The organism is Nocardia sp. NPDC006982 (assembly GCF_042869435.1).
Classification (GTDB): Bacteria; Actinomycetota; Actinomycetes; order Mycobacteriales; family Mycobacteriaceae; genus Nocardia.
Genome location: NZ_JBIAFV010000004.1, coordinates 362,433 through 377,132, shown reverse-complemented (window position 1 = coordinate 377,132; position 14,700 = coordinate 362,433). Strand labels below are relative to the sequence as shown.

Below are 14,700 nucleotides of genomic sequence, written 5' to 3'. Positions count from 1 at the left end.
GGTCGGAATTCGGGCGTCCTCAGCCCAATACGGTCGCGACGATCCCCGCGAGATAACCGAGTCGCGCCACCTCGGACGGGCGGAAGTCGGGCCCACCGGGACGTCCGAGCAGCAGCACCTTGCCGGTATTTCCGAGCGGCGCGGCGGCCAGCTTCGTGTCCATATCGCGCCAGATCTGCGGCACCCAGTCGCCCTCGGGGTCCAGGGTGGCGGGCTTCTCCAACGGCATCCACGGCGCCGAACCCGCCTGCGTCTGCGGCGCACTCTGGCTGCCGACGACGCGGTAGGCACCCTGCGGACCCATATCGATGATCGTGCTCCAGCCGACGCGCAGCACTCGCGGCACTCCGTCGACGAGCACCTGTAGCCGATCGTCGCGGGCACTGGCGACCTGATCGATCAACTCGAGTTCGCGATGGGTGTCCAGCACACCGGAATACGGGCGGATGGAGTCCACGTGCACGTCGCCGATCGATTCGGCGGCGGTGATCAACGTGTCGGGTAGTGCACCCTGCGGCACCTCGACCACGAGATCGTCGACCGCGAATCCCGCACCCCGCTCGACCACGTCGAGGGAGAGGATGTCGGCGCCGACGGAGCCCAGTGCGAGCGCGAGCGCACCGAGGCTTCCCGGTCGATCCGGAAGTTGCACGCGGAGCAGGTAAGACACGCGCGTTCCTTTCCTTGGCGGCCGAGGCTCTCAAACGAATACCCGGGTCACGCAATACTTACACCCACAAGTCCGAGTTATCGACTCGAAGTGCGGCCGGTGACGGATGCCACAGCTCTAATTCGCGTGGAAGCGGCGTGTCACGCTAGCTGGTGGGGTGTGTCGTTGCATGCGCGGCTCCTGTGAAAGTTGTGGAGTGGGGAGTCGCTAGGCTGTTCGGTGGCCGTTCACCAAGCTCAACCATGCCGAAAGGGGTCCGCGGTGCCCGCCATCTCCCGCGACGAGGTCGCACACCTCGCCCGGCTGTCCAGGCTCGCCCTGTCCGAAGCCGAACTGGATCAGTTCGCCGGTCAGTTGGATTCGATCCTGAGTCACGTGCGGACCATCTCCGAGGTCGCCGCCGCCGATGTGCCTGCGACCGCGTCGCCGAATCCGGCGACCAATGTGACGCGTCCGGATCAGGTCATCCCGTGCCTAACCCCGGACGAGGCGCTCTCGGGCGCCCCCGCGGTCGAGGACCAGCGGTTCCTGGTTCCGCAGATCCTGGGAGAGGGCGAATGAACGAACTGACTGCGCTGCCTGCCGCCGAGTTGGCGGCGAAGATCCACGGCCGCGAGGTGACCTCGGTGGAGGTCACCCAGGCGCATCTGGATCGGATCGCCGCCGTCGACGGCGAGTACCACGCATTCCTGCACGTGGCAGGCAACGAGGCGCTCAGCGCGGCGGAAGCGGTGGACGCCGCGCTCGCCGCGGGCGATGCGCCCGCCTCGCCGCTGGCCGGAGTTCCGTTGGCGCTCAAGGACGTTTTCACGACCACGGATATGCCGACCACATGTGCCTCGAAGATTCTCGAGGGCTGGGTTGCACCGTATGACGCGACGCTGACCAGTCGGTTGCGTGCCGCAGGCATCCCGATCCTCGGCAAGACGAACATGGACGAGTTCGCGATGGGCTCCTCCACCGAGAACTCGGCCTTCGGTCCGACCCGGAATCCGTGGGATACCACCAGGATTCCGGGTGGTTCGGGCGGTGGCTCGGCGGCCGCACTTGCTTCGCATCAGGCGCCGCTGGCGATCGGCACCGATACCGGTGGGTCGATTCGGCAGCCCGCCGCGGTGACCGCGACCGTCGGAACCAAGCCGACCTACGGCACGGTCTCCCGGTTCGGTCTGGTCGCGTGTGCGTCTTCGCTGGATCAGGGCGGTCCGTGTGGTCGCACCGTGCTCGATACCGCGCTGCTGCACGAGGTGATCGCCGGATACGACCCGCGCGACTCCACCTCCCGCAATGTGCCGGTGCCGCCGGTGGTCGCCGCCGCTCGCCAGGGCGCCACGGGCGATCTACGTGGCGTGAAAGTCGGTGTGGTGAAGGAACTGCACTCCGACAGCTACCAGCCGGGCGTCATCGCATCCTTCGATGCGGCGGTCGGTGTGCTGAAGGATCTGGGCGCCGAGGTTATCGAAGTATCTTGTCCGCACTTCGAATACGCGCTCGCCTCGTACTACCTGATCCTGCCGAGCGAGGTGTCCTCGAACCTGGCGCGTTTCGACGCCATGCGCTACGGACTGCGCGTCGCCGACGACGGCAACCACAGCGCCGAGCAGGTCATGGCCGCGACCCGCGCGGCCGGATTCGGTCCGGAAGTCAAGCGCCGCATCATGATCGGCACCTACGCGCTCTCGGCCGGATACTACGACGCCTACTACGGTCAGGCGCTCAAGGTGCGCACGCTGATCGCCCGCGACTTCGACAAGGCCTACGAGCAGGTCGACGTCCTGGTCTCCCCGACCAGCCCGTTCACCCCGTGGAAGCTGGGTGAGAAGGTCGACGATCCGTTGGCGATGTACCTCTCCGACCTGTGCACCCTGCCCACGAATCTGGCGGGGCATCCGGCGATGTCGGTGCCGTCCGGATTGAGCAAGGACGACGGCATGCCGGTGGGTCTGCAGATCATGGCTCCCGCACTTGCCGATGATCGGTTGTACCGCGTCGGTGCGGCGTATGAGGCCGCGCGGGGTCCGGTCGCGTAAGAAGTATTGACCTGAGCGCCAATTCCTGTCTCGATCATGCGGGATTCCGCGTGAGCTCGACGGGAATGGGCGCTCGGCACATCCCTATGCGGGCCAGGCGAACTCGGGGTCGCTGAGGTAGTCCTGGCGGCGCTGATCCAACGCCATTGCGACCATTTGGTGCGCACCGGGGCCGATTACCTTGCGCACCGGTGGGTTCGGCGTATTCACCAGCGCGATCAGTTCCGCCGCAGCGACTTCCGGGGCCGCTTCCACCCACTCGGACTCGGCATCTGTCTCCGGCGGTGGGGCGGTCGGGTCGGGGTAGTCCGGCATGCCCAGGATGCCGGTGCGCAGTTCCTTGTACGCCGGAAGCGCCTTTGCGAACTTCATGCTCGACTTCGCCCAATCGGTATCGAAACCGCCGAGCTGTGCCAGCGTGACGTGAATTCCGAAGGGCCGCAACTCATCCGCGAGTGACGCGCTGAAACCCTCGAGCGCCCATTTACTCGCGTTGTACATGCTGAACAGCGGCAGGCTGCCGACCGCGCCGACGGTCGAGATCTGCACGATATGCCCCGAGCCCTGTTTGCGTAGATGCGGCACCGCGGCCTGCGAAACCCACAGTGCGCCATAGAAATTGGTATCAATCTGGGCGCGGATCTCGGCTTCGGTCACTTCCTCGACCGCACCGACCAAACCGTATCCGGCGTTGTTCACGATCACCTCGATGCGGCCCGCGATCGCGAATGCCTTGTCCACCGTGGCGATCGCGCGGTGGCGGTCGCGAACATCCAAGGGCAGCACCGTCAATCGGTCGTCGCCGATATCGGCCATCGATCGTGGGTCGCGAGCGGTCGCGACAACGCGGTCGCCACCGGCGAGCGCGGCGAGCGTGAACGCCCGCCCCAGCCCGCGGTTCGCGCCGGTGATGAACCAGGTTCTGGTCATTGTCGATCCTTTCGTCGCGAGACGCTCCGTCTCGTTTGATGACCATGCCAACCTGATTCGGTCTTGTCAAGACGAGACGTTTCGTCTCGTTGTTGGTACAGTCTCGTCATGGCCGAAGCACCCAGCGCAGCCAGGCGCAGCGAACGAGCGCGTGCCGCGATTCTCGGCGCAGCCACCGAACTGATCCGTGAGCTGCCCTACGCGAAGTTGAGCGTCGAAGCCATCGCATCCCGCGCCGGGGTCGGCAAGCAGACGATCTACCGTTGGTGGCCGTCGAAGGGGGCCGTCGTATTCGACGCGCTGCTCGAACTCAATTCCGGCCCGGATGGACTCGTACTTCCCGATACCGGCGATATCCGCGCGGACCTGCGTGAACTGCTCCGCGGCGCGATCGCCGAGCTCACCGATCCGGGTTTCGAGGCCTTCCTGCGGGCGATGTACATCGAGATACAACAGGATCAGGAACTCGCCCACGCCTACCGCGAGCGACTCCTGCTCCCACAGCGTGCCGCCATCGCCGAACGCTTGGCCGCTGCCGTCCGGGCCGGACAGTTGCGCTCCGATCTCGATACGGAGTTCGCGATCGATCTGCTCCTCGGCCCCATCCAATCCCGTTGGTCCCTGGGACTGCCCGGCCTGACGGAGTCCTACGCCGACGCCACCCTCGAAGCGGCCCTGTCTCACCTTGCGCCCTGACCACCGTCCCTCGAACGGTCGCAACGCATCGGCCCTGGCCACACCGTCACCCTGAACGCGCTCTTCAAGGGCGCGGCGATAACTCTGGAGTAATTTCCACCTGGCAGCCGGTGGTCAACACGGTGACTTCGGGGCAGTGCGTCGCCGGAGTCGTCGCGGAGTTCGCGGGCTACTAGCCCTGGCCGGGCTTGGCATTCGTGCCGATCCGCGATGTCGCGCCCTCCCGCTGGGCGCCGGTGTGGCGCACCGCCGCGCAGAGTCCACTGATCCGGGCATCCGCCGAAACGGTGTCCGATGTCGTCGATGCGACACAACGACAGTGCGCCCGGCACCGCACTCGGATAGCGACAGCCCACGAAAGGGGCAGTGGAACAAGCTGATTCGGTGCGGGCGGGTCAGCGGATGTCGGTGAGGTCGACGGTTGCGGCCATGGTGCGGTACCCGGCGTCGTTGGGGTGCAGGTGGTCGCCGCTGTCGTAGGCGGGGGCCAGGCGGTGCGGATCGGTCGGGTCGGCGAGGGCGGCGTCGAGGTCGACGATGGCGTCGTATTCGCCTGCGATGCGGATCCATTCGTTGACGGCGAGGCGCTTGTTTTCGGCCGCATCGTTGAAGTAGGGCGAATCGCCGAAGGGGGGCAGCGTCGCACCGAGGACGCGGAGTCCGGCGGCGCGGGCCTGGCCGATCAGGTCGCGGTAAGTGGTGATGAGCTGTTCGGGGGAGACGTCGACGACGGTGTCCACGGCGGTCACGCCGGAGCTGAGGCCGATGTCGTTGGTGCCCTCCAGGATGATCACTGTGCCGACGCCGGGCTGGTCGAGCACGTCGTGCCGGAACCGGGTACGGGCGCTCTCACCGAGCCAGCTGGAATCCACGGTGACGCGATTGCCGCCGATCCCCTCGTTGAGTACGGCACGCGGTATGCCTGCCGCGGCCAGGCGTTCGGCGAGTTCGTCCGGGTAGCGATTGTCGGAATTGCTGGTGGAGCCGACGCCTTCGGTGATCGAATCGCCGAAGGCCACCAATGCCGAGCGCGGCGGCGCGACATTCGCGACCTCGACGCCGGTCAGGTAGTACCAGGATTGGCTGGTCTCGGTGAAGGCCGCGGCGGTCGGGTCGGCGCGGTGGTCGCCGTTTGCCCGGTAAGTGGTGGCGAAGGACTGGGCGTGCTGGGTCGCCGGGCCGGTGGGTTCGGCCAGGTACAGGGTGATGGTCACCGACTCCAGCGGCGCCGGCGACAGTGCGGCCGGATCGGTCACGAGATCGGCTCCCGGTGCGATGCGGAACGACGGTGCGAAGCCGACAGTCAGATTCTGCACGCTGTCCGGATCGATCGCGCCATCGGCGGCGCTGCGGGCAATCGTCGCGCCCGCGACCACGAGCGGTGTCGTCCCGTAGCGGTTGGTCAGCCGCACCCGAGTGGTCAGACCGCCGTCACTGACCCGAACCACCTGGCGCACCGTTTGATTCGTGAATCCGCTCTCCGCCCAATTGGCCACGAATGCCTTGCTCGGCTGATGCGCCGAGGTCGCCCAGACCGTCGTCCAAACGAATGGTTTCGGTGGATTCGCGCTCGCGGTGCCGACGGTGGCGGGCAATAGCATCAGCAGCAGCGCTACCAGGGCACGAACTGTACGCACGACGAAACCCCTTCTGTGGCAGTGGATCCGATCCGCTCATCGGACGGTCCACTCAACCACCCGACCCGAACCCGCATTCCCCCACCCCGCCTTTACCCCGAACAGATCCCGACCACACTCGAGATAGTCGATCCGCGCGCTCCCGCACATCTTCGCGGACGGGGCTCGGCGCGTCGGGCAGCGACGTACCCGGGAGGTGTGCGGTAACCGCGCAGGGGTTTTGGATCGGCGGGGCGTGCGGTCAGTGCCGCGGGCGCTCAGTTGGCGCGCAGGGACTCGGCTTGCTTTTGGATGCCTTCGGTCATGCCCGCGAAGCCGCGTTGAAGGTTTTTGCCGAGGGCGGCTACTACCAGGGGGTGCAGCCAGCCGCCGAGTTCGAAGTGGGATTCGTAGCGGGTGCGGTCGGGGCCGAGTGCGGTGACGCGATGTGAGCGCAGGCTGTGCAGGGCGCCGAGGGGGACCGGCTTCATCGAGTAGCTGAGTTCGGTGCCCGGGGTGTGCGAGACCATCCATTCGCGCTGGCGGCGCGGGCTGGAGCCGGAGAGCGCGACCAGCATATCGATCGGTTCGCCGGGGACGAGGGTGCTGCGGCATTCGATGCAGAAGGGGTTCCACTCGCCGTAGCGGGGCAGGTCGGTTATCACCTGCCATACCAGTTCGGCGGGGGCGTCGATTTCCACGGTGGCATCGATGACAAAGGGCATGGTTAGCAAATTAGAACATGTTCTATAGCCGATCAAGCCTCCCAGCAGGAAAGTCACGGGTCAGCAGGCGCCCATGGCGGTGCCCTGATCGGTGCCGTAGCGGTGACCGTGGCCCGGCGGCGCGTTCAGTGCGGCGAGCAGATCCGCGCTGGTCTGCAGGAAGCTGATCACCGGAAGCCATTGTGGCACAGGGGCATCCACCCGAACATCGCCGAGCTCGGGTGCGCGCCACAGCAGCGACGGCGACCAATGCACCACCGGATCCGAGCTGTTGGCCAATACCGTCGCGCCCGCCCGATGCACCTGACCGGCGGGTGGGCCCGCCCAGAGTGCCGCGCAGGTCCGACGGTCCTGGTCGGCGTCGTCGGCGAATATCGAGCTCCCACCGAGCGCGCCGAGACTCTGCCCGTAGACGTAGAGCTCGGGCTTGTGGTCGAGCGTGTCGATGCGGCGCTCCACGGCTTCGAACAGCGCTCGCGCATACGTCACCGCATCGTCGCGCCCGAAGACGAAGGTCACCCAGCTGGGGGCGTAGGAGTACTGCATCCCGACGAGTGCGACATCACCGCCGAAGCGTTCGTAGAACCCGTGAACCGCATTCGCATCGATCCATCCGGACCCGGTCGGCACCGCGAGCACGATATTCGACCGCTCGAATCCACCGGATCGTTCCAGCTCTCGAACAGCCAGGGCCACACGGGAATCGAGATCGGGTGCGGAGTCGAGTCCGACGTACACCCGGATCGGTCCCGCGGGCGATCCGGTGACGAACTTGCGTCCCTCCGCGCCTAATGAAGGCCAGCTGACGGCAGATTCCGCGCTCCCGGACCGAACATACGAAACCGGTTGCACCAGTGCGGGATCGATCGTCGCATTGGCGGCGGCGTAGGCACTGCGTCGCCAATCGGCAACCGCAGGTACCCCTGCGAGGTAGAGCACCGACACCGCCACCACGCCCACGGCGACACTGCGCGCCGAACCCAGCTTCCGCGCGAACCATCCAGTTGCGCGGACGATTCCGGCGACGACGCCAATGATCGCTACGGATACGAGCGCCCAGCACAGCCAATAGCCCGGACCGATCAGCGCGGTATCCATCGCCGTACGCAACCGGTTCTGCCAATGGGTTCCCTGAACGACCATGCCGACGACCGTGAGCACGGCCACACCGAGCAACGGTGTGCGGAATCGATCCATCCGACGGTTGATATCGAAATCCCAGCGCCGCAACGCAAACCGAAGAACCCCCGCGACGGACAGCGCAACTGCGGCGAGCAGCGCTGTCAACATCGCCTGGGCGCTCGATGTGCGTGGAAGCAGGCTGGGGGCCAGGGATACCGAGGTGCCGAGACCGATTCCGAGCGTCGTACCGATTCGCGGCCGCACAGCACACCGAAATCCTTTGGTGATGAGCGTCTTCCATCGATTCCTCGGTACAGGTGAAATGCTCGAGCTGGGCGACGCGCCCGAATCATTCCAGGTAGAAATCGGTCTCGCCGCGGTGAGCGTGCTCATGCCTGAACCCCCAGAGCAGCAATGCGATTCGAAGGTCGTACCGAGGAACGACGTCGATCCCGCGCATCGGCGAGCCGCCGCCGGACGGACGGCAGGAACCCGGCCGCCCCCAGCCCGACCAGACCGCCACCGACGATCCACCCGCAGTTCCCGGAATCTTCTGCCCCGAAGCCGGATTCGACAACCGGCACGCCATAGTCCTGCCGCCGCGAATTCAGATCGACGAACGTATTCGCAATGCTCGCCATCGCATTGCACCGAGCCCGCGAGAACCCGTCCGCCCGAGCCGCGCACGCCTCGTGCATATGGACGGCCAGCGTCGCATCCAGCGCCTGTCTGGCCCACCCGCCCAGCGGCTGATCCTGCGCGCCCGCATAGCGCAGCAGGTCATACCCCAAATCGTGTGCCTTACAAGCGGTCTCGAACTCATCGGGCAAGGTCACCGGCGACGAGCAATCCCCACCCGGGTTCACCAGCAGCCCATCGACAACAGCTGGTCGATACCCGAACCGCTGCGCGAAATCAGCGGGAATCACATCGATCGCCCCTAGCCCGCCCGAGGTCAGGCCGACCACTGCGGCACCGGCCGACGCATTCTCCACCGGCCGCTCGACGGTGGCGGCATGCGCCGCGGGCGCCAGCATGATGGTGGCCGCCATGGTGGTCAGTGCGGCCGCTGTCAGTGCGGCACAGCGTCGTGTGATGGATCGGTTTCGGGCGCCGGCATCGATGGTCGGTGTGCTCATGGTGCTCGACGGTAGGAATCCATCCCGCTACGCCACCTCACGCCGCGGTGCGGTTTCCCGGCCCGTGCCGCCGGGGGAGCGCATGCGAGTCCTCCTACTCCGGTACTGGGCCGGAATTCACCCGTGGGTATGAGGACCCCGACCGGTCGGGCTTCCTACTGTCGTAGCCATGAGGGAAAAACGTCGTGGCTGGATCAAGGGGATGAACGCGCGGATGTGGTTCGACGCGTTCACCGTGCTGCTCGCGGTGATCTTCTACGCCGTCGCGTGGCCGACACTGCACCTCACCCATGACGTGCCGGTCGCGGTGCAGCCGTTCATCGCCGCGCTCGCCGCATTCCCCATCCTGCTGATCCGGCTCAACCCGGCGCTGGGCTGGGCGATATCCGCGGGTTCGGCCCTGCTCATCGCCCTGGCCATCCCACATCAGCCGGACAATGAGATCCCGATCCAGGTCGTGCACATCCTGTGCCTGTTCGCGCTGCTGTTCGCGGTGGCCCTGCGCGCGGCGGTCCCGATCGTCGCGGTCGCCTGGGGTGCCACCTCGCTGCTGCTGGCCACCACGATGACCAGCGACGGTGACATCTCCGGCGGCGCGTGGGCCTGGCCGATCGCCTTCGCCGCCGTCGTGCTGTTCGCGATGCTGGTGCGCTGGCTGGTGCAGTCACGCAAACAGTTGCTGGCCCAGGAGGAGGAGAACGAACTGGAGCGGGCCCGGCGCGCCATCCTGGAGGAGAAGGCCCGCATCGCCCGCGACCTGCACGATGTCGTTGCCCATCACATGTCCCTGGTCGTGGTGCAGGCCCAGACCGCGCCCTATCGCGTCGAGGGCGTGACTCCCGCCGCTCGCGCGGAATTCGAATCCATCGGCGCGACCGCCCGCGAGGCATTGAACGAGATCCGCGGCATGCTCGGTGTGCTGCGCAGCGACGGTCAACTGCCCGAACACGCACCGCAACCGAAGGCCGCCGATGTGCTCGGCCTGTTCGAGGGCGCCCGCCGCGCCGGGGTGCGCATCGATTGGACTGTCGACGGATTGCTGGATCCGGTCCCGGATTCGGTCGGCCTCGCGCTGTACCGGATCGTCCAGGAGTCGCTGTCCAACGCCTCCCGGCACGCCCCGGGCGCACCGGTGCAGGTAGCGATCGTGGTCGGCGCCGACGCGCTGCAGTTGAGCGTCGGCAACGCCCTCAGCGCTACCGTCGCCCGACCGGTCGGCAACGGCGGTCACGGCATCGCGGGCATGCGGGCGCGTGCGCTCGCGGTCGGCGGCGAGGTATCGGCGGGTCCGCGTGCGGACGGCGGTTTCGAGGTGCGAGCCCGGCTGCCGATCGCTGCGGCGTCCGGGTCGGCTCTCGACCCGGCGATGATCGCCATGATTACTGCCGCCGAAGACGTTTGAGCATCCTGCACCCTGAGAATGCCTACCGGGCGATTGATTTCGACTCGACATGGCTGACTCGTCCGGTCGCCCGAACTTGCCGCGCACCTGAAGGTGACGCATGTGGCGCCCAACTTGTCCGGCCTGAGTAGGCGGATAGGCTCTGTTGGTGGCAATTACTGTTCTGATCGCCGACGACCAGGCCATGGTGCGTCAGGGTTTCGGCGCCCTGCTCGCCGCCCAATCCGATATCAGCGTGGTCGGTGACGCGCCGGACGGCAAGGTCGCCGTCGCCGAGGCCAAGCGGCTGCGCCCGGATGTGGTGCTGATGGATGTGCGCATGCCGCAGATGAACGGACTCGACGCCGCGCGCGCCATCCTCGCCGCCGGCTTCGACCCGCCGGTGCGGGTCCTCATGCTGACCACCTTCGACATCGACGATTACGTCTACGAGGCGTTGAGCATCGGCGCCAGCGGATTCCTGCTCAAGGACGCACCCGCCGAGGAGTTGGTGCGCGCGGTGCGCGTGGTCGCCGACGGCCAAGCCCTGCTCGCCCCGACGGTCACCCGCCGACTGATCGCCGATGTCACCCGCCGCCGTAGCGCGAGCCGCGTCAAACCCACACCCGCGCTGGCGTCACTGACTCCGCGTGAACGCGAGGTGCTGGAGTTGATCGCCAAGGGCATGTCCAATACCGAGATCGCCACCGCCCTGTTCGTCGCCGAGCAGACCGTGAAAACCCATGTCTCCAAGGTATTTTCGAAGTTGAATCTGCGCGACCGCGCACAGGCGGTCGTACTCGCCTACGAATCCGGTCTGGTCACCCCTGGCTAGCGCGGCTGCTGCTGGCACTTACCGCCGTTGAGATCGTCGAGGTGTCGCGACAGCAGCCGGGCCAGCCGATCGAGCAAGGCGGTCGCATCCTCGAAGCTGCCCGAATCCGCCTGTGCCGCAAGCGCGACCGCGACACCGCCGGATCGGGTCGGCACGATGCCGAACTGACGGACCGTGTAGACGCCGGTTTCATCGTCGGGCCCCCAGCCGCCCTTGAATTCGGTGCCCTCGATGGTGCCGAGGCCCCAGCGCTGTTCCGGCGTGATCTGTTCCATCAGCTCGACCACGGTGGCGGACTCGGGCAGGCACGGCAGCTGCGAGGCGAAGCGCACCTGATTGGCCAGCGTCCATTCGGTCGCGCCGAATGCGATGTAGTCCATGCTGGTCTTCGGTCCGTACACATTGGTCAACGCGTCGCCTGCCTCGTCGAGGACCTCCTGAACGGCCCGCGCGGCCTCTTCGCCGTCACCGAGGGACTCCCAGAGTGCTTCGGCCGCATCGTTATCCGAGACAGTGATCGCCTCGTGCGCGTATTCGACGGCACCGGTCGGGTCGTGTCGCAGCGCAGCGATGGCCAGCGGCACCTTGATGGTGGACCAGGCGATGCCGCTGGTCCAGTCGCCGAAGATGGTCATCCGGCCGCCGCCGACCGGCATGATGGCCATCCCGACCTGCCCCGGCAGATTCGGCTGCAGTTGAGTGAAATCGGCGGCCAGCGAATCGGGCCGCGAGATCGACCAGCCGGGATGCCAGGATCCGGGCCTTTCGACGGGTAGCGTCGGCTCCGCGGGTGCGTCGTGGGTGCTGGGTAAGAGGGAACAGGAGGTGAGCGTGACCAAAACCGTGAGTGCCGCGCCGCGCAGCGCCACCCGATAATTCACCATCGTTCTTGTAGACCTCACCGCCGCGTTCTCCGCACCACCACAACCTGACACCCGTTGTTCCATCGGCGGTGCGAAAAACATCCTCGTCACACCCGCCCGGTCGGTGACCGGACGTCGCGCAATCAGCACCGAGTCGCGCAAGGAGCCGACACGGTGCTGACGCCCTGTTGATAGTTTCGCCGATTTTCCCGGAGAATTCGAAACGGCGTGGCCAAGGGGCTACCCGGTAGGCTCACAACTCTGTTTACGCGCTCGGACGACCGATGTCCGAGAGCCGCAGTCACCTGAAGGGGGTCGCGTTGCTGAACAGCGGTGAGGTGTTCGCCGGGTTCACCGTGGAGCGGCTGCTCGGCCAGGGGGGTATGGGCTCGGTATACCTGGCAAGACACCCCCGCCTCGGTAAGCAGACGGCGCTGAAACTGCTGAATCAGGAGTTGTTCACCGACGCCGAGGTGCGTGCGCGCTTCGATCGGGAGGCCGATCTGGCGGCGCATCTGGACCACCCGAATATCGTCGCCGTCTACGACCGCGGCTCCGAGGACAATCAACTCTGGATCTCCATGCAGTACATCGACGGCGTCGACGCGGCGACCGTCGACCCGATGACACTGCCGCCGGAGCGGGCGGTGCAGATCATCGAGGGTGTGGCGGCGGCACTGGATTACGCGCACGGCATGGGTGTGCTGCATCGGGATGTGAAGCCCGCCAACTTCTTGCTGGCCCGTTCCAGCGGTGGGCAGGGCGAGCGGGTATTCCTGACCGACTTCGGTATCGCCCGGTTGCGTGAGGACTCCACGCACCTGACCCAGACCGGCATGTTCAGCGCCACCTTGTCCTATGCCTCGCCGGAGCAGATGACCGGCGCCAAACTGGACAACCGCACCGATCAGTACTCGTTGGCGTGCGCGCTGTACTGGCTGTTCACCGGCATGGCGCCATTCGACGCGCCCGATCCGAACGACATCATCCGCGGGCATCTGCAGCACGTCGCCGCGCCATTGGCGACCCGACGCCAGGGTTTGAATCCCGCGCTGGACGGCGTGCTCGCCAAGGCGATGGCCAAACGTCCCGAACATCGGTACGCGACATGTGTCGAGTTCGCCGCCGCGGCCCGCAAGGCATTGACCGCGCCGCCGGTTGCCACCGTGCAGGTGAATCCCGGCTTCCCACCGGTGTATCCGGGACAGGCCGTCGGATCCGTGCCGCCCGCGCCGGGATTCGGTGTGCCCGCTGATCAGGGGGCCTTCGCGCAGTCCACGCAGGCGGTCGGGCCCGCTGGATATGGTGCTGCGCCGCAGGCCTATCCACCGCTACAGCAACCGATGGCGTCGGGGGTGCCGCAGGCCGCGGGTTACCCTGCGGCACCTGCGCAGCAAGCGGCGCCGCAGCCGGGTGCACCAGCGACGCAGGGGCCACCGGCGCAGGGGTCACCACAGGCCGCGGCATATCCGGCGGCTCCACCTCAGCCGGGAGCAGCGCAAGCCGCGGCCTATCCGGCGGCATCGCAGCAGGCAGCTCCGCCTCAGCAGGGCACCCAGGGGCCAGCGGCGCAGGGGCAACCGGCGCAGGGCCAGCCCATGCAGGACGTGCCGGTACAGGGCCAACCGGCGCAGGCCCCAGCGGTGCAGGGCTCGCCGATTCCGGGCCAGCCGACTCAGGGACCACCGATGCCGGGTCAGCCGCCGCAACAGCCGCCGTCTGCGCTGCGGCCTGGCGCGGCACCACCCCCTTTCGGGCCGAATGCCGTTGGCCCGCAACCGACTCCGACCCATGGCCGGCGTACGGCCGTGCTGGTCGGCTGGATCGCCGCCGGCATCGTGGTCGCGGTGATCGCCGTAATGGGCACGCTCGTGGTCGTCGGCTGGGAGTCGGAAGGCCCGCCCGATGCCGCCGTGCCGTCACCCGTTACCGCCACGACGGCGGCCGCTCCGTCCGATGTACTTGCCAAGAGCCGCAGGCTTTTTCCGAATCTGGTGCCGCAGGGCAAGGACGATTTCGGCGAGGCCTATCAAGACGCGCGCTGCATGGCATCGGAGGCCGGGGAGGCGCTGGGGATCGAGGACGAACCCTTGAAATCCAGCCCCTGGGTCACCGCATGGGAATGCCATCGCGAAACCCAGGCCACCACGCAGATGAGCTACACCATTCTCGAATACGCCTCCGCCGCAGACGCCCGAGCCGTGGTCCAGGCACTGCCCGCCAATGTCGCAACGGCCGGTAAGAAAAGCGGAATCCCGGTCAACACTCACCGCTGGGTCGTGGAAGACCCACCCGGCCCCCTCCAGCCCTTCTACCACACCGCCAAACTGGTAGTGAGCTTCGAATCCGACCCGGTCCGCTCGAATTTCCTGGTGTACGTGAGCAACCACGGCACCGCCGGAGGAGTGCAAACCGTGCCGCCGACACCGACGGCCCAAGACGCACTCACTGCCTGGTGGGACGCGGCACCGCTGTAATTGCCTGCTGGACAGCTGAACTGGTGCCGACTCGGCAGTCTGGATATTGGGCGCGCCACACGCGACCAGTCCACCTGGTGCCGCCCGGACCGAGCAACTAACCCGAGCTGGGCGCATCTGCTGTTGGGACCGCAGTCCTGCGCGCGAGGAGCCTGACCCGACGACACTGCGCACGGACGAGTCGATCACCCATGCCCGCTCACCATCGCGGCGCAT

13 protein-coding genes are annotated in these 14,700 nt (G+C 66.9%); 6 read left to right on the top strand and 7 right to left on the bottom strand.

What is annotated here, in order from left to right; translation table 11 throughout:
* Window positions 1–19 precede the first annotated feature (19 nt).
* Window positions 20–670: an amino acid-binding protein gene (locus tag ACFYOW_RS18740; protein ID WP_387289433.1), complete on the bottom strand. Its 651-nt coding sequence runs from the start codon at window positions 668–670 to the stop codon at window positions 20–22.
* 261 nt (window positions 671–931) lie between these two features.
* On the opposite strand from ACFYOW_RS18740, the gene gatC reads away from it, so the two are divergent.
* Complete coding sequence (gene gatC / locus ACFYOW_RS18735) at window positions 932–1,231, top strand: Asp-tRNA(Asn)/Glu-tRNA(Gln) amidotransferase subunit GatC (RefSeq protein ID WP_040693716.1); 300 nt, start codon at window positions 932–934, stop codon at window positions 1,229–1,231.
* On the top strand, window positions 1,228–2,700 hold the full coding sequence (gene gatA / locus ACFYOW_RS18730) for an Asp-tRNA(Asn)/Glu-tRNA(Gln) amidotransferase subunit GatA (protein WP_387289431.1): 1,473 nt from the start codon (window positions 1,228–1,230) through the stop codon (window positions 2,698–2,700). The genes gatC and gatA overlap by 4 nt, the downstream gene beginning before the upstream one ends.
* Window positions 2,701–2,784: 84 nt before the next feature.
* Here gatA and ACFYOW_RS18725 read toward each other — a convergent pair whose 3' ends face one another.
* Window positions 2,785–3,630 (bottom strand): SDR family NAD(P)-dependent oxidoreductase, encoded by an 846-nt coding sequence (locus ACFYOW_RS18725; protein ID WP_387289429.1) that lies wholly within the window; start codon window positions 3,628–3,630, stop codon window positions 2,785–2,787.
* A gap of 108 nt (window positions 3,631–3,738) precedes the next feature.
* Here ACFYOW_RS18725 and ACFYOW_RS18720 point away from each other — a divergent pair, with 108 nt between their 5' ends.
* Window positions 3,739–4,326 (top strand): TetR/AcrR family transcriptional regulator, encoded by a 588-nt coding sequence (locus ACFYOW_RS18720; protein ID WP_387289427.1) that lies wholly within the window; start codon window positions 3,739–3,741, stop codon window positions 4,324–4,326.
* A gap of 395 nt (window positions 4,327–4,721) precedes the next feature.
* Here the strand turns inward: ACFYOW_RS18720 and ACFYOW_RS18715 are convergent, their stop codons facing one another.
* The 4 genes from ACFYOW_RS18715 to ACFYOW_RS18700 form a co-directional block, all read right to left on the bottom strand.
* A complete protein-coding gene (locus tag ACFYOW_RS18715) occupies window positions 4,722–5,963 on the bottom strand; it encodes an SGNH/GDSL hydrolase family protein (protein ID WP_387289425.1) in 1,242 nt (413 codons plus the stop codon).
* 257 nt (window positions 5,964–6,220) lie between these two features.
* Complete coding sequence (locus ACFYOW_RS18710; protein WP_387289423.1) at window positions 6,221–6,667, bottom strand: SRPBCC family protein; 447 nt, start codon at window positions 6,665–6,667, stop codon at window positions 6,221–6,223.
* A gap of 60 nt (window positions 6,668–6,727) precedes the next feature.
* On the bottom strand, window positions 6,728–8,053 hold the full coding sequence (locus ACFYOW_RS18705) for an alpha/beta-hydrolase family protein (protein WP_387289422.1): 1,326 nt from the start codon (window positions 8,051–8,053) through the stop codon (window positions 6,728–6,730).
* 125 nt (window positions 8,054–8,178) lie between these two features.
* On the bottom strand, window positions 8,179–8,928 hold the full coding sequence (locus tag ACFYOW_RS18700; protein ID WP_387289420.1) for a hypothetical protein: 750 nt from the start codon (window positions 8,926–8,928) through the stop codon (window positions 8,179–8,181).
* Window positions 8,929–9,097: 169 nt separating this feature from the next.
* Between ACFYOW_RS18700 and ACFYOW_RS18695 the strand changes: the two genes are divergently transcribed.
* On the top strand, window positions 9,098–10,330 hold the full coding sequence (locus ACFYOW_RS18695; protein WP_387289418.1) for a sensor histidine kinase: 1,233 nt from the start codon (window positions 9,098–9,100) through the stop codon (window positions 10,328–10,330).
* Between the two features lie 148 nt (window positions 10,331–10,478).
* Window positions 10,479–11,144, top strand: a complete 666-nt coding sequence (locus ACFYOW_RS18690) for a response regulator (RefSeq protein ID WP_387289416.1) — start codon at window positions 10,479–10,481, stop codon at window positions 11,142–11,144.
* On the opposite strand, the gene ACFYOW_RS18685 is transcribed toward ACFYOW_RS18690, so the two are convergent.
* A complete protein-coding gene (locus ACFYOW_RS18685; RefSeq protein WP_387289414.1) occupies window positions 11,141–12,028 on the bottom strand; it encodes a hypothetical protein in 888 nt (295 codons plus the stop codon). The genes ACFYOW_RS18690 and ACFYOW_RS18685 overlap by 4 nt on opposite strands.
* Window positions 12,029–12,291: 263 nt before the next feature.
* Between ACFYOW_RS18685 and ACFYOW_RS18680 the strand changes: the two genes are divergently transcribed.
* The gene (locus ACFYOW_RS18680; RefSeq protein WP_387289412.1) at window positions 12,292–14,484 is read left to right on the top strand and encodes a serine/threonine-protein kinase; all 2,193 of its coding nucleotides are present in this window, start codon (window positions 12,292–12,294) and stop codon (window positions 14,482–14,484) included.
* Window positions 14,485–14,700 lie beyond the last annotated feature (216 nt).